The sequence below is a fragment of the Streptomyces sp. NPDC051740 genome, assembly GCF_044453165.1.
In the GTDB taxonomy this organism is placed as follows: Bacteria; Actinomycetota; Actinomycetes; order Streptomycetales; family Streptomycetaceae; genus Streptomyces; species Streptomyces atrovirens.
Genome location: NZ_JBITCL010000019.1, coordinates 43,534 through 61,278, shown reverse-complemented (window position 1 = coordinate 61,278; position 17,745 = coordinate 43,534). Strand labels below are relative to the sequence as shown.

Sequence of the window (17,745 nt, the reverse complement as noted above, 5' to 3'; positions counted from 1 at the left end):
AGCACCAGACAGAACACCGTGCCACGGGAACAATCGGGGCACTTCAGGGCGTTTTCGCCCGTACAGGGAGGCGGCATGACAGAGACGGCGAGCGGTCCGGCACGGAGTTCCCGAGCCAAGAGCAACAAGGCCGGCAAGGGACTGCGTGTCGAGCGCATCCACACCACTCCCGGAGTCCACCCGTACGACGAGGTGGCCTGGGAGCGCCGTGACGTCGTCATGACCAACTGGCGCGACGGCTCGGTCAACTTCGAGCAGCGCGGCGTCGAGTTCCCCGACTTCTGGTCGGTGAACGCGGTCAACATCGTCACCAGCAAGTACTTCCGGGGTGCCGTGGGCACCCCGCAGCGCGAGACCGGCCTCAAGCAGCTGATCGACCGCATCGTGAAGACGTACCGGAAGGCCGGTGAGGACCACAAGTACTTCGCCTCGCCCGCCGACGCCGAGATCTTCGAGCACGAGCTGGCGTACGCCCTCCTGCACCAGATCTTCAGCTTCAACAGCCCCGTCTGGTTCAACGTGGGCACGCCCCAGCCGCAGCAGGTCTCCGCCTGCTTCATCCTGTCCGTCGACGACTCCATGGAGTCGATCCTCGACTGGTACAAGGAAGAGGGCATGATCTTCAAGGGCGGCTCCGGCGCCGGCCTGAACCTCTCCCGGATCCGTTCCTCCAAGGAGCTGCTGTCCTCCGGCGGCAACGCCTCCGGCCCGGTCTCCTTCATGCGCGGAGCCGACGCCTCCGCCGGAACGATCAAGTCCGGTGGCGCCACCCGCCGCGCGGCCAAGATGGTCGTCCTCGACGTGGACCACCCGGACATCGAGGACTTCATCGAGACCAAGGTCAAGGAAGAGGAGAAGATCCGCGTCCTGCGCGACGCGGGCTTCGACATGGACCTGGGCGGCGACGACATCGCCTCCGTCCAGTACCAGAACGCCAACAACTCGGTCCGCGTCAACGACGAGTTCATGCAGGCGGTCGAGCAGGGCGGCAAGTTCGGCCTGCGCGCCCGGATGACCGGCGAGGTCATCGAGGAGGTCGACGCCAAGGCGCTCTTCCGCAAGCTCGCCGAGGCCGCCTGGGCCTGCGCCGACCCCGGCATCCAGTACGACGGCGTCATCAACAACTGGCACACCTGCCCCGAGTCCGGCCGGATCACCGCGTCGAACCCGTGCAGCGAGTACATGCACCTGGACAACACGTCCTGCAACCTGGCCTCGCTGAACCTGATGAAGTTCCTCAAGGACGACAGCCAGGGCAACCAGTCGTTCGAGACCGAGCGCTTCCAGAAGGTCGTCGAGCTGGTCATCACCGCGATGGACATCTCGATCTGCTTCGCGGACTTCCCGACCCAGAAGATCGGCGAGAACACCCGCGCCTTCCGCCAGCTCGGCATCGGCTACGCCAACCTCGGCGCCCTGCTGATGGCGACCGGCCACGCCTACGACTCCGACGGCGGCCGTGCCCTCGCCGGCGCCATCACCTCCCTGATGACGGGTACGGCGTACCGCCGCTCTGCCGAGCTCGCCGCGATCGTCGGCCCGTACGACGGCTACGCCCGCAACGCCGACGCCCACCAGCGCGTCATGAAGCAGCACGCCGACGCCAACGGCAGCGCCGTGCGCATGGACGACCTGGACAGCCCGGTGTGGGCCGCCGCCACCGAGGCCTGGCAGGACGTGGTCCGTGTCGGCGAGAAGAACGGCTTCCGCAACGCCCAGGCGTCCGTGCTCGCCCCGACCGGCACCATCGGTCTGGCGATGTCCTGCGACACCACCGGTGTCGAGCCCGACCTGGCGCTGGTGAAGTTCAAGAAGCTGGTCGGCGGCGGCTCGATGCAGATCGTCAACGGCACCGTTCCGCAGGCCCTGCGCCGCCTGGGCTACCAGGAGGAGCAGATCGAGGCGATCGTCGCCCACATCGCCGAGAACGGCAATGTGATCGACGCCCCCGGTCTCAAGCAGGAGCACTACGAGGTGTTCGACTGCGCCATGGGCGAGCGCGCCATCTCCCCGATGGGTCACGTCCGCATGATGGCCGCGATCCAGCCCTGGATCTCCGGCGCCATCTCCAAGACGGTCAACATGCCGGAGACGGCGACCGTCGAGGAGGTCGAGGAGATCTACTTCGAGGCCTGGAAGCTGGGCGTCAAGGCGCTCGCCATCTACCGCGACAACTGCAAGGTCGGCCAGCCGCTCTCCGCGAAGACCAAGGAGAAGGAGAAGGCCGAGGTCACCGAGAAGGCCGAGGAGACGATCCGGGCCGCGGTCGAGAAGGTCGTCGAGTACCGCCCGGTCCGCAAGCGCCTCCCGAAGGGCCGACCCGGCATCACCACCTCCTTCACGGTCGGCGGCGCCGAGGGCTACATGACCGCCAACTCCTACCCGGACGACGGTCTCGGCGAGGTCTTCCTGAAGATGTCGAAGCAGGGTTCGACGCTCGCGGGCATGATGGACGCCTTCTCCATCGCCGTCTCGGTGGGCCTCCAGTACGGCGTGCCGCTGGAGACGTACGTCTCGAAGTTCACCAACATGCGCTTCGAGCCGGCCGGCATGACGGACGACCCGGACGTGCGGATGGCGCAGTCGATCGTCGACTACATCTTCCGCCGCCTGGCGCTGGACTTCCTGCCCTTCGAGACGCGCTCCGCGCTCGGCATCCACTCCGCCGAGGAGCGTCAGCGTCACCTGGAGACCGGTTCGTACGAGCCGTCCGACGACGAGGTCGACGTCGAGGGCCTGGCCCAGTCGGCGCCGCGTGCCCAGGAGCTGAAGGCGGTGGCCACGCCGAAGGCCGAGGCCGAGGCGGCCAAGCCGGCCCCGAAGCAGGCCCACACCAGCGCCGAGCTGGTCGAGATGCAGCTGGGCATCCAGGCGGACGCCCCGCTGTGCTTCTCCTGCGGTACGAAGATGCAGCGCGCCGGTTCCTGCTACATCTGCGAGGGCTGCGGCTCGACCAGCGGTTGCAGCTGACGCGGTCGGCACGTCCGGGCGCTGCCCGGGGGTGAGGAACGGCTGAGGGCGGTGGTGCCGGTGTCCCGGCGCCACCGCCCTCGGTGTTTTCTGCGGTCAGGCCCGGCGCGACGTCCCCATCGCACGGGTGAAGTCCGCCGGATCGCCCTCGAACCCCTGGACACCGGGGCGGAACTCCCAGGCTCCCGACCCGTCCCGGACGAACTCCGCGACCGTCGCCGCCGTGGCCCCGAGGACACCGCCGAAGTCGTCCTCGGCCAGCACGGTGTAGCCCTCGCGGACGCGCAGACCGGGGTTGCCCACCCCGGAGAACGTCCGCCGCCCCTGGTGCTGTTGTATGACGACGCCGACCACCACGCGCGCGTACCGCTGGTCGAGCCGGTCCAGCTCCAGCGTCATGACCTCGTCGTAGCCGAAGCCCTGGCCGTCCTTGCTGTCCCGGTTGAGCGTGATGGTGCCGTCGGGGGAACGACTGTCGAAGTGCACCACGTAGGCGGGAGCGCCGTGCGCCTCGCCCGCCGGATAGGGCGCGGCGACGAGATCCAGGTCGGTGGAGGGTTCCCCCGACGGACTCGGGTCCCACCTCAGCGCGATCTCGACCTTGCGGATGCCCTTGTTGAGGCCGTTCACCAGTCTTCCCCTTCCCCGTGACCGTCCTGCCCGCTCACCCCGATTGCCGGGCGCTCCCGGCGGGTTGTCCATCCTGCCACGCGCGTGGCGGCGGACGACGGTAAGCAGTCACTCCGAGAGTGACCGGCGCCGCGCTCCCTGGCCTTACGATGGCGCGGTGCTGGTCAAGTGGATTCGCTGCACCGTGGTGGACCGCCGAGGGTTCGAGCGGGGGCAGCGGAAGTGGGCGGGGCTTCTGGGGGAGCCGGGGTTTCGCGGGCAGGGCGGAGGCTGGAGCCGGGGGCGGCCGGACGTGGCGCACATCTTCTCCTTCTGGGAGAGCCGTGCCTTCTACGACTCGTTCATGGCCCGTTCCCACGACCGGCTCGCCTCGGCCCAGTCGGGCACGTTCAAGGACGCCCAGGTCAGACTCTTCGACCACCGCTTCGACGTGAAGACCGGCTTCGAACCGCGGTTCACGGACGCCGACCTGCTCAGGGTGGCGCTGTGCCGCGTGCACGAGGAGCGGTCGGAGCACTTCGTACTGATGCAGGAGAAGGTCTGGAATCCGGCCATGGCCGGCTCGCCCGGCATGGTCCGGGGGCTGTTCGGAGAGGCGCCCGGGCACGAGTTCCTGGTGCTGTCGATGTGGCGGTCGGCCGCCGAGCACGGCAAGTACCGCACCGAGCGGGTGGAACGCCTCGCCCTGCGGGCGCAGACGGAGGCCGACGTCGCGGCCCTCGCGGGAGACATCGTGGAGATGGAATCGGCCTGGACGGTTTGATCTCCGGACGCGGAACGGTGTGGATCCGGTGTGACGCGGGGTGCGGGACATGTGTGACCTACGCCGTACGGGGCCCGCACGGGTGCTCGTCCGGCCGTCACCCGATCTAGGGTTTTGGCATGGCACGACCACGGCGCATCGTCCTTGTCCGACACGGCGAATCAACGGGCAATGTTGATGACTCCGTCTATGAGCGCGAACCCGATCACGCCCTGGCCCTGACCGAACGGGGCAGACTGCAGGCGGAGGAGACGGGCGAGCGGTTGCGGGAACTCTTCGGCCATGAACGCGTCAGCGTCTACGTCTCTCCTTACCGCCGCACGCACCAGACGCTGAGCGCCTTCCGGCTCGACCCGGGGCGGATACGCGTGCGCGAGGAGCCGAGGCTGCGCGAGCAGGACTGGGGCAACTGGCAGGACCGCGAGGACGTGCGGCTGCAGAAGGCCTACCGGGACGCCTACGGGCACTTCTTCTACCGGTTCGCCCAGGGGGAGTCCGGGGCCGACGTCTACGACCGGGTCGGCGGCTTCCTGGAGAGCCTGTTCCGCAGCTTCGAGGCCCCCGACCACCCCCCGAACGTCCTGATCGTCACCCATGGTCTGGCCATGCGGCTGTTCTGCATGCGGTGGTTCCACTGGACCGTGGCGGAGTTCGAGTCGCTGTCGAACCCGGGGAACGCCGAGATGCGCGTGCTCGTTCTGGGGGAGAACGGCAAGTACACCCTCGACCGGCCCTTCGGGCGCTGGCGGGATCCGGAACCCTACGGGATCACCGGATGGTCAGAGGGTCACCGGATAGAGTGGCAGGGCGATGACCGCTGATTCCTCTCCCGCCGGGCGCCTGGACCGCGCCCTGGCCAGCCTGCGCGGTGTGTCCGTGGGGGACGCGCTCGGCTCCCAGTTCTTCGTGCCGGTGAACTACCCGCTGCTCAAGCGCCGCGAACTGCCCCCGGCGCCCTGGCAGTGGACGGATGACACGGAGATGGCGTGCTCCGTCGTCTCCGTCCTGGCCACGCACCACCGGATCGACCAGGACGCCCTCGCGCGGTCCTTCGCCACGCATCACGACTTCGACCGGGGTTACGGGCCCGCGGTCAACCGGCTGCTGCGGCTGGTCCGCGAGGGCGGAGACTGGCGGGAACTCGCCGCCGCGCTCTTCAACGGGCAGGGGTCGTGGGGCAACGGCGCCGCGATGCGGATCGCGCCGTTGGGCGCCTGGTACGCGGACGACCCGGAACAGGCCACCCATCAAGCCGAGATCTCCGCCTACCCCACGCACCAGCATTGTGAGGCCGTGGTCGGCGCGATGGCCGTCGCGGCGGCGGCCGCGCTGGTCGCCGCGCCCGGCGGGCCGCCCGGCTCGGAAGCCCTCCTCGACGGGGTGATCGCGCTGGTGCCCGCGAGGAGCGCGGTCGGCGCGGGGCTGCGCCGGGCCCGGGACATGCTCGACTACGCGGACGCGGCCACCGTCGCGGCCGTACTCGGCTGCGGACGGCGTACGACGGCGCATGACACCGTGCCCTTCGCGCTCTGGTCGGCGGCCCGGGCTCTCGGCGACTACGAGCGGGCGTTCTGGACGACCGCGCAGGTGGGCGGGGACGTCGACACGACCTGTGCGATCGTGGGCGGCGTGGTCGCCGCCGAGAAGGCGGGGGCACCGCCCGCCGAGTGGGCCGACCGGGTCGAGCCCCTGCCGGAGTGGATGCGGACCGCGGTCTGAGGGCGGGGACTCGCCTCCGCCCCGGTCCGGGGCGGAGTTCAGAACTCTCTGTGCATCTCGGGAACTCTCCGTGACCGTCCGCTCGTTGTCGAGACGTCCGCTGTGTGAGGCATGAGGCCTGACACGTGTAGATGAGTCCGTCGTGCGGGAGTGGTGTGGGGGAGGGGCCGTGGTGGTGATCGTGAAAGCGTTGCTCGGGGTTCTGCTCGCGCTGATGGGCACGGGCCGGCCGGGCGTTCGCCGGCCGGGTCCGAAGACGTCGGCCGGCGAGCCGCCGGGCCGGCCCCGTGGTGTGTCCTTCTCAGCCCATGCCCGGCCCGGCCGAGCCGGACAGCGCCTCCAGGTCGCTCTTGCGGACCCGTATGACGAACCACGCGGTGGCCAGGGCGAGTACGGCCATCGCGGCAGCCGGGACGAAGGCCGTGGAGATGCCCTCGGTGAGCACCTCGTGGCCCCAGGGAGCGGGCAGTTGCTGCGTCTGGGCGAACTCCGCCTTCTGCTCCGCCGTCCCTTCCGCGAGGAAGCCCGGGATCTGCTTCTCCGCCTCGTCCTTGCCGGCCGTGCCGAACACCGTCGTCAGGAGGGCCAGTCCCACCGACCCGCCCACCTGCTGGGTGGCGTTGAGCAGCCCGGACGCGGCGCCGGCCTCGTGCTGGGCCACCCCGGAGATCGCGGTGAGCGTCAGCGTCACGAAGTTCAGTCCCATACCGAAGCCGAAGATCAGCATGGGGCCGAGGATGCCGCCGACATAGGAGCTGTCGGAGCTGATCAGCGTCTGCCAGGCCAGTCCGACCGCGGCGAGCGCCGACCCGACGAGCATGAACGGCTTGGGGCCGAACACGGGAAGGAACCGCTGCGACAGGCCGGCCCCGAGCGCGATCACGACCGTCACCGGCAGGAACGCGAGACCGGCCTCGATCGGGCTGTAGCCGAGCACGTTCTGCACGAAGAGGACGATGTAGAAGAACATGCCGAACATCGCCGCGGCCAGGCTGAGCATGATCACGTACGTGCCCGCGCGGTTGCGGTCGGTGAACATCCGCAGCGGGGTGATCGGCTCCTTGGCCCGGGACTCGATCAGCGCGAAGGCCACCAGCAGGACCGCGGCGGCCGCGAAGGAGCCGATGGTCAGCCCGTCCCGCCAGCCTTCCTCCGCCGCGCGGATGAAACCGTAGACGAGAGAGGCCATGCCGGCCGTCGAGGTCACCGCGCCCGCGATGTCGAAACGGCCGGTGTGCCGCTCGGACTCGTTGATGTACATCGGTGTGAGGACGACGATCAGCAGGCCGATCGGCACATTGACGAAGAGCACCCACCGCCAGTCGAGCCACTCGGTGAGCATGCCGCCCGCGAGCAGGCCGATGGCACCGCCGCCCGCGGAGACCGCGGCGAAGATGCCGAAGGCGCGATTGCGCTCGGGTCCTTCCGGGAACGTGGTGGTGATGAGCGCCAGCGAGGTGGGCGAGGCGATGGCGCCGCCCACGCCCTGCAGGACGCGTGCGGCCAGCAGCTGCCACGGCTCCTGGGCGAATCCGCCGAGCAGCGAGGCGAGGGTGAACAGCAGGATGCCGGTCATGAAGACACGGCGGCGGCCGAGGATGTCGCCGGCCCGGCCGCCGAGCAGCAGCAGGCCACCGAAGGTCAGGGTGTAGGCGCTGATCACCCAGGTGAGGTCGGTGGTGCTGAACTCGAGAGCGTTCTGGATGTGCGGCAGCGCGATGTTCACAATCGTCGAGTCGAGTACCACCATGAGCTGGCAGGCCGCGATGACGGTGAGCGCGATGCCGGGACGTCCGTCCCGGCGGGCCGCACCTGGCTTCTGGGTCTGAGTCAAAGGAGAGGTTGTCACTATGGGTCCCCCACGAGTGCGTCAGTGAACGCTCGCGTTCACTGTTGCGCCAACGGTATGAGTCCCCGACAGTGAACGCAAGCGTTCACTGAGTGCGTTGTCGCTCGGCGCGTCCCCCTCGGTCGCCGTGTGGCGCGCGCTTCATCCCCGAATGTCCGCTTCCTCTGCTCGTTGGAGAAGAGTCAGATGGTTTCTTCGAGTTGGGTGGCCGCCCAGGATCGGACGGCCGCCTCCCGCCGCCGCGGTGCCGTGCTGGAACGCGCGATCCTCGATGCCGCCCTGGAGCAGCTCAGTACGGTCGGCTGGAACGGCCTGACGATGGAGGGCGTCGCCGCGGGCGCCCAGACCGGAAAGGCCGCCGTCTACCGGCGCTGGCCGTCCAAGGAGGATCTGGTCGCGGACGCGCTGCGGGCCGGACTGCCGCGGTTCGACGAGGCGCCGGACCTGGGCGGTGTGCGCGAGGATCTGCTGGACCTGTGCCTGAGGGCGCGCGACGCGATGTTCTCCCAGCCGGGGTACGCTCTGCGTTCGGTGATTCACGAATGTGACACGCTCCAGGCCGAGCGTTTCCACGCCGTCATCTTCGAAGGGGTCGTGGAACCCACCATCAAGATGCTGCGCGCCGTGATCGAGCGTGGAATAGAGCGGGGAGAGGTGCGTGCCGACGCGGCGAACGGATATGTCTTCGACGCCATTCCGGCGATGATGATGTATCGCTCGAAGATGTGCGGCAGCGAATGGTCGGACGTCGATCTGGAGGAGATGATCGACCAGTTGATGGTTCCGCTGCTGCGGCCGGCCGGCTCCTGACCGCGGTTTCCCCGAGTTGTCGGCGCCGCTCGGGGACCGGGGTGTCGCGGGCCGCCGCGGGCGGCGTACGCTAGGGGCGCCATGCCGTACGAACCACCTACTCACACCGTCGAGCGCTCTCTGCGCGCCACGACCGGGGCGAAGATCGTTGCAGGTGTCGACGAGGTGGGGCGCGGTGCGTGGGCCGGCCCTGTCACCGTCTGCGCGGCGGTCACCGGACTGCGCCGGCCCCCGGGAGGGCTCACCGACTCCAAGCTCCTCACCGTCAGGCGGCGCACCGAGCTCGCCGAGACGCTGCGGAGCTGGGTGACCTCGTACGCCCTGGGGCACGCCTCTCCCGAGGAGATCGACGCCCTGGGGATGACGGCCGCGCTGCGGCTGGCGGCGGGGCGTGCGCTGGAGGGGCTGCCGGTCCGGCCGGACGCGGTGATCCTCGACGGCAAACACGACTATCTCGGCACGCCCTGGAAGGTCCGTACGGTCATCAAGGGCGACCAGTCGTGTGTGGCCGTCGCGGCGGCCTCGGTGATCGCCAAGGTTCAGCGCGACAAAATGATGGCCGAACTGGGTGTCGACCATGCAGACTTCGGTTTTGCGGACAACGCCGGGTATCCGTCGCCCGTGCACAAGGCCGCACTGGAGGTCCGGGGGCCCACCCCGTACCACCGGTTGTCGTGGGCGTATCTTGATGCGCTGCCCCAGTGGCGGCACCTCAAGAAGGTCCGCAGCTTGACGGAAGGGCGCGTTCCGGAAATCGAGGGTCAACTCGGCTTCGACTTCTGACGGACCGCTCGCACTCATGTGCCACCCGGCGGCGCGAGCCGTACCAGCGTTTGATAAAAATCAACCCATGCCTCTCATTCCCGAGGAGCCTCAGATTCACGAGAGTGCCCAGGGTCCCCGCACCGCGCCGACCCCCCGCCCCGTACCCGGTCCCCGCCCCGCGGCTCCGTCGCGTCCCGGTCGTCCCGGCCCGCCGCGGCCCGCGCCGCCGGTGCAGCGCGCGTCGCGCGACGCGGCCAAGCCCGTTCCCCCGGGCCCGCCCGCGCCCGCGGCGGCCACCCCGCAGCTCCAGTTGATCCCGGCCTCGGCCCAGGGGGCGCTCGACGCCGCCGAAGAGGCCGTGGACCTGCTGCTGGACTCGGGCCGCGCCCCCGGCGACGTGCTGGTGATCACCACCGGTGACCCGCACCCGTGGGCCACCCACGAACTGTCCTTCGGTGAAGCCTCCTACTGGGCCCAGCACGACGCCGGTGACGACGTCTTCTACGCGGACGCCAAGGTCGCCGAGCGTGCCGGTGTGCGCCCCGTCGTCGTGGTCGCCGTCAACGGAGGCCCGGAACCCGCGGCCGCCTCCGCGCTGTCGGTGGCGCACGCCCGGGCCGGCACCCTGCTGATCGTCTGCGGCGACCCGCAGCGCATCAACTCGGTGCTGGGCGCGGGCGTCTGAGCCGGCACCAAGGCGTCCGGCCGGACGCCGAGGGGGACACGGACGCCGCGGTCGCGGCGTCCGCACGACCGGGGACTCGGCGTGCCCGGGACCGGAGGGGCCGACGCTCTCGCGTCTCGGCCGCCTCGGTACCGGGCCGGGTCCGGCGTCGCGCGGACGCGCCGCGCCGCGGCCCGCTCCACGCCACCACGTGAGGCCTGGATGCCCGGGCGGCGTCCCGTACCGTCAGCGTGCCGCCGCGCGGCGCAGAACCTCTGACGCGGCGCCACCGGTGCGCGGTATCCGGGGCGGTGCCGCGGACGTGGCGAACGGTTCCGGCGCCGAGCCGGCGCTGGGGTGACGGCCGCCACGCCCCTCGCCGAGGACCTGCCACCCGTCACGGGTCAGCGTGATGTACGCACCGCAGCGCAGCCCGTGCAGAGTGCAGGCGTCCCGCAGCCCCCACATCCACGCACCGTCCTCCTCCGTCCAGCGTGCGTCGCCGTCACGGCAGTAGAGCAGCACGGCGGTGCGCACCGGGGTGCGGCGGCGCAGGTCGTGCGGGATCACCCGGCGCAACTGGGACAGCAGCACATTGCGGAGCAACCAGCCGTCCGCGGAGGCGGTACGCCGGGTGAACGACGCGCTCGCCCGCACCCGTTCGTCCGGATCGAGTACGGCGACGACCGCGGTCGCCGGACCGGGACGGTGCCGGGCGTGCAGTCCGCTGACCACCTCCCGCGGACTGCCCAGCAGCGGGATTCCCGCGGCGGCCCACTCCGCGGGTTCGAGCACACGAGTGGCGGAAGCGGCGGACGTCGACAGCGATGCCGCCGAGGACGGAGCGAATCCGAAGGTCACGGTTCTCCCTTCGGCTACGCCCGGACTGCGGGCGGGGTCGGATTGGGGGGAGCGCGCACGCAACAGAGGCCTACCTGATCGGCGGGCGAGCCGTGCGGGTGCGTCCTTCAATTCTTCCTGTCGAACTTGGATGCGGCAACGAGCAATTGATGCAGCGGTCCGGTATCGGATGTTCCACGGCTAATATCCCCACCCGCCGGGTGGTCCGAACCATCAGCCCTGTACGGCCAGCACCAGAGGCAGCACACCCTGTGCACCGGCCTGCCGGAGCAGGCGTGCCGCGACCGCGAGAGTCCAGCCCGTCTCCGTGTAGTCGTCCACGAGGAGAACCGGGCCCCGCGCCTCGGCCAGCGCGGCGGCGAGGCCGGCGGGCACGGTCAGCGCCCCGTCGAGGGCCTTGAGGCGCTGGGCGCTGTTGCTCCGGGAGGCGGAGTGCGCCTCACCCGTGTAATCCACCGATCCCAGCAGCGGCAGCCGCCCGATCTCCGCGATGCGTGCCCCGAGCGAGTGGATCAGCCGGGGCCGGCTGCGGGAGGCGAGGGTGACCACCCCCACCGGCCGCGGCTGGGGGTCCGCCGCCCCCGGAGCCCAACCGCCCGGCCCCTTGGCCCAGTCGGCCAGCACACCCACCACGGCCCGGGCGACATCGTCCGGCACCGGCCCGTCCGGTGCCTGCGGCGCGAACATCGGTCGCAGCCGGTTGCCCCAGCCGATGTCCGACAGACGCCCCAACGCCATGCCCCGAGCGGCCTGTTCCCCCGCCGGGATACGCCCCTTGAGGTCCATGCCGATCGCCGGAAGCCCGGTGGGCCACATCCGCCGGGGCTCCACCTCGACGCCCGCCCGGCCGAGATCCACGCGGGCCGCCTCGAGGGCGGTCGAGGAGGCCTCGGGGGTGTACCGCGCGCCCGCGCAGTTGTCGCAGCGTCCGCAGGGCTTGGCGCCCTCGTCGTCCAACTGGCGCTGCAGGAACTCCATCCGGCAGTCCGTGCTCGCCGCGTACTCGCGCATCGCCTGCTGTTCGGCCTTGCGCTGGCGCGCCACCCACGCGTACCGCTCGGCGTCGTACGTCCACGGCCGCCCGGTCGCGATCCAGCCGCCCTTGACCCGCTTCACCGCCCCGTCCACGTCGAGCACCTTGAGCATGGTCTCCAGCCGGGAGCGGCGCAGTTCCACCAGTGGCTCGAGGGCCGGCAGCGACACGGGCCGGTCGGAGTGCGCGAGGACGTCGAGCGTACGGCGCACCAGGTCCTCCGAGGGGAAGGCGAGCGAGGCGAAGTACTCCCAGATCGCCTCGTCCTCCTTCCCCGGCAGCAGCAGCACCTCGGCGTGCCGGACACCGCGCCCGGCGCGGCCGACCTGCTGGTAGTAGGAGATGGGGGAGGAGGGCGAACCGAGATGCACCACGAAGCCCAGATCGGGCTTGTCGAAGCCCATGCCGAGCGCGGAGGTGGCGACCAGGGCCTTCACCTTGTTGGCGAGCAGATCCTCCTCGGCCTGCTGCCGGTCGGCGTTCTCCGTCCTGCCGGTGTACGAGGCGACGGTGTGCCCGCGCTGCCGCAGGAAGGCGGTGACCTCCTCGGCGGCGGCCACGGTGAGCGTGTAGACGATCCCCGAGCCCGGGAGCTCGTCCAGGTGGTCGGCGAGCCAGGCCATCCGGTGCGCGGCGTCCGGCAGGCGCAGCACGCTCAGGCTCAGGCTCTCCCGGTCCAGCGGGCCCCGCAGCACCAGCGCGTCCGACGAGCCTCCCGTACCCAGCTGTTCCGCGACATCGGCGGTGACACGGGCGTTGGCGGTGGCGGTGGTGGCGAGGACGGGAACGCCGTCCGGGAGGTCGGCGAGCATGGTGCGCAGCCGGCGGTAGTCCGGGCGGAAGTCGTGCCCCCAGTCGGAGATGCAGTGCGCCTCGTCGACCACCAGGAGCCCGGTCGCGGCGGAGAGCCTGGGCAGCACCTGGTCGCGGAAGTCGGGGTTGTTCAGCCGCTCCGGACTCACCAGCAGCACATCGACGTCGCCCGCGGCGATCTCCGTCTGGACGGAGTCCCATTCCTCGCTGTTGGAGGAGTTGATGGTCCGGGCGCGGATTCCGGCTCTGGCCGCGGCCTCCACCTGGTTGCGCATGAGCGCCAGCAGCGGGGAGACGATCACGGTGGGGCCGCTGCCCTGTGCCCGCAGCAGCGAGGTGGCCACGAAGTAGACCGCGGACTTGCCCCAGCCCGTGCGCTGCACGACCAGGGCCCGGCGCTTGTCGGCGACCAGCGCCTCGATCGCCCGCCACTGGTCCTCGCGCAGCCGGGCCCCGCCCGAGGCGTCCCCGACGAGGCGGGCGAGAACCGCGTCGGCGGCCGTGCGGAGATCCGCGTTGCTCGTGTGCTCCATGGGTCCATACAACAGGACGCCACTGACATGCGGGCGGGTGCGCGGGAGCGGCCCCCGTGCCCCCGAGGTCGGTGACATGTTCCTGCTCGAAGTTATCCACAGGGAAAACCGGAAGGCCGCAATCCGCGAGATCGTCTTCGCATGACGAACCACGGCGAAACCACTGGATCCCCCGAAAACGGTGACATCTCCGGGCGTGACACCGGTCCCCGGACACCCGGCGGTGACGAAGACCGCGCACCGCGTCCGCAGGACATCACCTGCACCGCGTACGACAGCCATGGCGACGGACAGCAGGTCACCCTGCGCTCCCCGGCCGAACTCGCCGACGCCCTGCCCTACCTGCTCGGCTACCGCCCCGAGGACAGCATCGTGCTGGTCGCCCTGCACGACAAGGACGGACGGGGCCGGTTCGGCGGCCGCGCCCGGCTCGGTATCCCCGCCAACCCCGACGACTGGCCCGCCGCCGCCCGGCAGTTGGCCCACGGCCTGGTGACGGGCAGCGAGCGCCGGGGCGCCCGGCCCGAGCAGATGGTCGTCTTCCTCTGCCACGAACCGGGCCGGGGCGAATCCGGCCGGCAGGTCAAGGAGCGGCTGGGTCCGCTCGCCCACACCCTGCGCCTGGAGTGCGGCGCCCTGGACATTCCGGTGGTCGAGGCCCTGTGCGTCTCGGACGGCCGCTTCTGGTCGTACTGCTGCGACGACGAGGGCTGCTGCCCCTCCGAGGGGACACCGATGGGCCTGCCCGGCACCTCGGTGCTGGCCGCCGCCGCCACCTACGCCGGGCTCCAGGTCCGCGGCACCCTGCGCGAACTGCGCGCCAGGCTCCAGCCGTGGGAGCACTCCGCCGCCCGGGAACAGGAGGCCGCCCTGGACGCCGCCGGCCTGGCGCTGATCCCCAGGATCCTCGACGGGGAAGGCCGGCACGAGGTCGCCGGGGAGACACTGGGGCTGGCCGAGCGGATCCTGGGCCGTCTCGCCGACGCCCCGTCCGTGCCCGGCACGCTCCCGGCGGACCTGCGGGACGACGAACTGCTCGGGCACGACGAGGCCGCGGCGCTGATCCTCGGCCTGCAGGACCGCACGACCCGCGACCGCGCGGCCGAGTGGATGGAGGGCGACGAGGCGGGCCCGGCCCTTCGCCTGTGGCGCGCCCTGGCCCGCCGCTGCGTCGGAGCGTACGGCGAGCACGCCGCGGCACCCCTCACCCTCGCCGGGTGGGTCGCCTGGTCCACCGGTGACGAACTGGAGGCCCGGGAAGCACTCGCCATGGCCCTGGGCGCCGACCCCGACTACCTCTTCGCCCGGCTTCTGCACCAGGCGTGCAACGAGGGACTGGACCCGGAGTCGATCCGCCGCTGCCTGCGGTCCGAGCGCGGGGAGCGTGGGCGGGCGACGCCGGACGGGCCGGCGGCCGTGACCACGGAGCCGCCGGTTGCCGAACCCGCGGTTCCGGGCCCCGAAGCGGCTCCCCTGCCCCGCCGGCGCCACACCCGTGCGTCCGGCACCGGCAGTGCTCTCCCTCGCCGGGTCCGCACGGAGGGCGGCCGACCGGGACGACGGGTTCCGCATCCGCGTACGTCGGCGGCGAGCGCCCACCCCGCAGCGGGCGGCGCGGACGAGAGCGGAACGCGTCCCGGCGCGGCCGGCCCCGGCGCGGGGCGTCGCCGCGGTGCCTCGCGGCCGGGCGCGCAGACCGGTCGCCAGGGTGGTGACCGGGAGGAGTGAGCGAGCTGAGATGTTGCGCTCGTTGCGCAGGAACCGGCCTCAAGGAGGTGTGGTGGGCGGTGGCGGAGGTGCTGTGCCGTCGGGCCGGGAACCGTCCCCGGGGTCCACTCCGGACAGGCGACGGCTGTCCGGAGCGGGCGGGGAGGCTGAGCGGCCCGGCGCCGGCGGGGTGCCCCCCCCGCTCTCGACTTCGATCGAGCGAGGAGACCCCGGTGAGCGGGAGGCACCCCCACCGCCCACCTTCCCCCGCTCCCGGCTCCGCTCGAGCTGGGGACCCCCATCGCCCTGGGAGTACTTCCCAGGCCGTTCAGGCACGGGGAGAGGCACGGCTGCCCGCGGTGCGGGTGGGCGTGGGCGTGACCCGGAGACGGGCGGTTCCGTTCACCTGAGTGGCGGAACGCCTGGACGGGGCGTGACGTCGTATTCCACTTCCACCAGCCTGACCGAAACCTGTCGGCGACGAGCCCGCCCGAGCCACACCGAGCACAGAGAAGGCATTCCCATGCACCAGCCGGCTCCGCCCGCCCCTTTCGCCGCTCGCGCCGGAGCCCCGACCGGTACGGGGACACCACTGCCAGGACAGCGGGACCACCACTCCACCCGTCGGTGGCCCGCCGAACTGCCGCCCGCGCACACCGCCATGATCTGCGTCGCCCTGCCCGGCCTCGCCATCTCGACGGAACGGGGACAGCAGACCGGCAGCGGGCTGGAAGGGTTCTACCGCGCGGGACGGCGTCTCCTCTCCCGGTGCCAGGTCCGCGTGGCCGGGCGGGAGCCGCTCGCGGTCCAGGCGCGGATGGTGGCCGCCGACCGGGCCCGTTTCGTGGGGACGCTGCGGGTGTCCCCGCGAGGCGGCGGCCCGGACCCGGACGTGGTCGTGGAGCGGACACGCTGCGCGGACGGCACGGAACGGATCACGCTGCGCAGTGCGGCCCCGCGTCCGTTGCGCCTGCCCGTCGAGGTGGCCCTCGGCACGGATCTCGCCGACCTCGGGGCGATCGCCGCCGGCCGCGCGGGGCCCGAACTGCCGGCCGATGTCCACGCCTGTGGCCTGCGCTGGTCCCGTGCCGGCGCACGCGCGTCGGTCACGGCCGAACCGCCGCCGGCCGAGGCGCTGGCCTCCGCCGGACTGCTGCGCTGGGAGTTCGACCTGCCCCCGGGCGGCAGCGCGAGCATCGAGTTGCGGGTACGGCAGGACGGGGCGGCGCCTCTTCGTTCCGCGGGCCGCACGGCCACGAGCCCGCTCGCCCCGGCGCGTGCCGCAGGAGACGATCCGCGGGTCCCCGCCCTGCTGCGGACGAGCGCCGACGACCTCCGGGCCCTCCTGCTGCGTGACCCGGAGCACCCCGCCGACCTCCACCTCGCGGCCGGCGCCCCTGGCGCTGCGGGCTCGCCCCGGCCGAGGCCCTCGCCGCCGCCCGGATGGCCCTGCCGCTCGGCACCGGGCTCGCCGCGGGCACCCTGCGCATCCTCGCCCGCACCCAACTGCCCGGGCCGGGACCGAAGGCCGGCATGATCCCCGGTCCGCGCCGCGACGCCGGGCCCCATCTGCCTCCCGGCTGCACGGGAACGGAGGCCACGCTGCTCTTCCCCGTGCTCCTGGCCGAGGCCCGCCGCTGGGGGCTCCCCGAACGCGAGACCGAGGAGCTGCTTCCGGCCGCCGAACGCTGTCTGACCTGGTTGCGGAAGACGGTGGGCGACGGCGCCTACCTGCCCGACCCGCAACCCGGCGGACCCGTCCGCTGCGAGACACAGGCCCAGGCCCACCGGGTGGCCCTGCTCGGCGCCGACCTGCTCGACGCGTACGGCAGACCGGGCGGCGCCGGACTGCGGCAGTGGGCGCGGACCTTGCGCGGGGCCTTCCACGACGACTTCTGGATCGACGGTCCGCGCGGAGACCGGCCGGCGGCGGCCCGTACCCCGGACGGCCGCCCCGTCCCGCACCTGGGCGCACCGGTCGCGCACCTCCTCGACACCGGACTGCTGGGCGGGGGCGAACTCGCGCCCGGCCTCCTCGACAAGGTGCGGACCGAGCGGCTGGCGCGGCTGCTGGGCGGCCCCGACCTGGACTCGGGCTGGGGCCTGCGCGGCATGGGTGTGAAGGAGGCGGGCTACAACCCGTTCGGACACCGTTCCGGCGCCGTGCGGGTCCGCGAGACGGCGCTCGCCGTCGCGGGACTCGCGGCCGCCGGCTACGAGAGGGAGGCGGCGTCCCTGCTGCGGGACGTGCTCGGAGCGGCGGAGGCGTTCGGCCACCGGCTGCCCGAGATGTACGCGGGGGAGCAGCGGACCGAGGGGAGCGCTCCGCTCCCGCACCCGGCGGCCTGCCGCCCGGCGGCCACGGCGGCGGCCGCCGGAGTCCTGCTGCCGACCACGCTCGCGGGGATCCGCCCCGACGCCCCGGCCCGGACGGTCGCGCTGCGCCCGGTGCGCGGCGCCCCGCTGGGCGAGACGGTCCTGACGGGACTGCGCGTGGCGGGCGCCCCCTTCGCCGTACGGATCAGCCGGCTCGGTCTCGCCGTGGTCGAGGAAGCGGCCGACGGACTCCAGTTGGGAGCCTGACCCGGTGGGGCACCTCCTCGCCGGGGGGCAGGGAGAGCGGAAGGA

At 72.0% G+C, this 17,745-nt stretch carries 12 protein-coding genes and 1 pseudogene; 9 read left to right on the top strand and 4 right to left on the bottom strand.

What is annotated here, in order from left to right:
- Nucleotides 1-75 precede the first annotated feature (75 nt).
- On the top strand, nt 76-2,970 hold the full coding sequence (locus ACIA6T_RS27185) for a vitamin B12-dependent ribonucleotide reductase (RefSeq protein WP_399449104.1): 2,895 nt from the start codon (nt 76-78) through the stop codon (nt 2,968-2,970).
- A gap of 96 nt (nt 2,971-3,066) precedes the next feature.
- Here the strand turns inward: ACIA6T_RS27185 and ACIA6T_RS27180 are convergent, their stop codons facing one another.
- Nucleotides 3,067-3,600, bottom strand: coding sequence for a TerD family protein (locus ACIA6T_RS27180; protein WP_399449103.1), 534 nt, complete (start codon nt 3,598-3,600; stop codon nt 3,067-3,069).
- 157 nt (nt 3,601-3,757) lie between these two features.
- On the opposite strand from ACIA6T_RS27180, the gene ACIA6T_RS27175 reads away from it, so the two are divergent.
- The 3 genes from ACIA6T_RS27175 (at nt 3,758) to ACIA6T_RS27165 (ending at nt 6,082) form a co-directional block, all read left to right on the top strand.
- Nucleotides 3,758-4,363 carry a YdbC family protein gene (locus ACIA6T_RS27175; RefSeq protein WP_073930647.1) on the top strand — a complete coding sequence of 202 codons (606 nt, stop codon included), beginning with the start codon at nt 3,758-3,760 and terminating at the stop codon, nt 4,361-4,363.
- A 119-nt stretch (nt 4,364-4,482) separates the two neighbouring features.
- On the top strand, nt 4,483-5,184 hold the full coding sequence (locus ACIA6T_RS27170; protein ID WP_399449102.1) for a histidine phosphatase family protein: 702 nt from the start codon (nt 4,483-4,485) through the stop codon (nt 5,182-5,184).
- On the top strand, nt 5,174-6,082 hold the full coding sequence (locus tag ACIA6T_RS27165; protein ID WP_399449101.1) for an ADP-ribosylglycohydrolase family protein: 909 nt from the start codon (nt 5,174-5,176) through the stop codon (nt 6,080-6,082). Before ACIA6T_RS27170 ends, ACIA6T_RS27165 begins: the two co-directional genes overlap by 11 nt.
- A gap of 301 nt (nt 6,083-6,383) precedes the next feature.
- Here the strand turns inward: ACIA6T_RS27165 and ACIA6T_RS27160 are convergent, their stop codons facing one another.
- Entirely contained in the window at nt 6,384-7,931 is a 1,548-nt protein-coding gene (locus ACIA6T_RS27160) for an MFS transporter (RefSeq protein ID WP_399449100.1), read from the bottom strand.
- Between the two features lie 186 nt (nt 7,932-8,117).
- On the opposite strand from ACIA6T_RS27160, the gene ACIA6T_RS27155 reads away from it, so the two are divergent.
- The 3 genes from ACIA6T_RS27155 to ACIA6T_RS27145 all read left to right on the top strand — a co-directional run bounded on the left by ACIA6T_RS27155 (nt 8,118) and on the right by ACIA6T_RS27145 (nt 10,191).
- Complete coding sequence (locus ACIA6T_RS27155; RefSeq protein WP_399449099.1) at nt 8,118-8,741, top strand: TetR/AcrR family transcriptional regulator; 624 nt, start codon at nt 8,118-8,120, stop codon at nt 8,739-8,741.
- 81 nt (nt 8,742-8,822) lie between these two features.
- A complete protein-coding gene (locus tag ACIA6T_RS27150) occupies nt 8,823-9,524 on the top strand; it encodes a ribonuclease HII (protein ID WP_385045867.1) in 702 nt (233 codons plus the stop codon).
- 67 nt (nt 9,525-9,591) lie between these two features.
- The gene (locus ACIA6T_RS27145) at nt 9,592-10,191 is read left to right on the top strand and encodes a hypothetical protein (RefSeq protein ID WP_399449097.1); all 600 of its coding nucleotides are present in this window, start codon (nt 9,592-9,594) and stop codon (nt 10,189-10,191) included.
- 225 nt (nt 10,192-10,416) lie between these two features.
- Here the strand turns inward: ACIA6T_RS27145 and ACIA6T_RS27140 are convergent, their stop codons facing one another.
- Together ACIA6T_RS27140 and ACIA6T_RS27135 are read right to left on the bottom strand one after the other, a co-directional pair.
- The gene (locus ACIA6T_RS27140) at nt 10,417-11,031 is read right to left on the bottom strand and encodes a hypothetical protein (RefSeq protein WP_385045861.1); all 615 of its coding nucleotides are present in this window, start codon (nt 11,029-11,031) and stop codon (nt 10,417-10,419) included.
- Nucleotides 11,032-11,244: 213 nt separating this feature from the next.
- Nucleotides 11,245-13,410 (bottom strand): RecQ family ATP-dependent DNA helicase, encoded by a 2,166-nt coding sequence (locus ACIA6T_RS27135; RefSeq protein WP_399449096.1) that lies wholly within the window; start codon nt 13,408-13,410, stop codon nt 11,245-11,247.
- A 141-nt stretch (nt 13,411-13,551) separates the two neighbouring features.
- Here ACIA6T_RS27135 and ACIA6T_RS27130 point away from each other — a divergent pair, with 141 nt between their 5' ends.
- Nucleotides 13,552-15,138 (top strand): DUF4192 family protein, encoded by a 1,587-nt coding sequence (locus ACIA6T_RS27130; RefSeq protein ID WP_399449095.1) that lies wholly within the window; start codon nt 13,552-13,554, stop codon nt 15,136-15,138.
- Nucleotides 15,139-15,778: 640 nt separating this feature from the next.
- Nucleotides 15,779-17,700 (top strand): annotated as a pseudogene (locus ACIA6T_RS27125) (glycogen debranching N-terminal domain-containing protein).
- Nucleotides 17,701-17,745 lie beyond the last annotated feature (45 nt).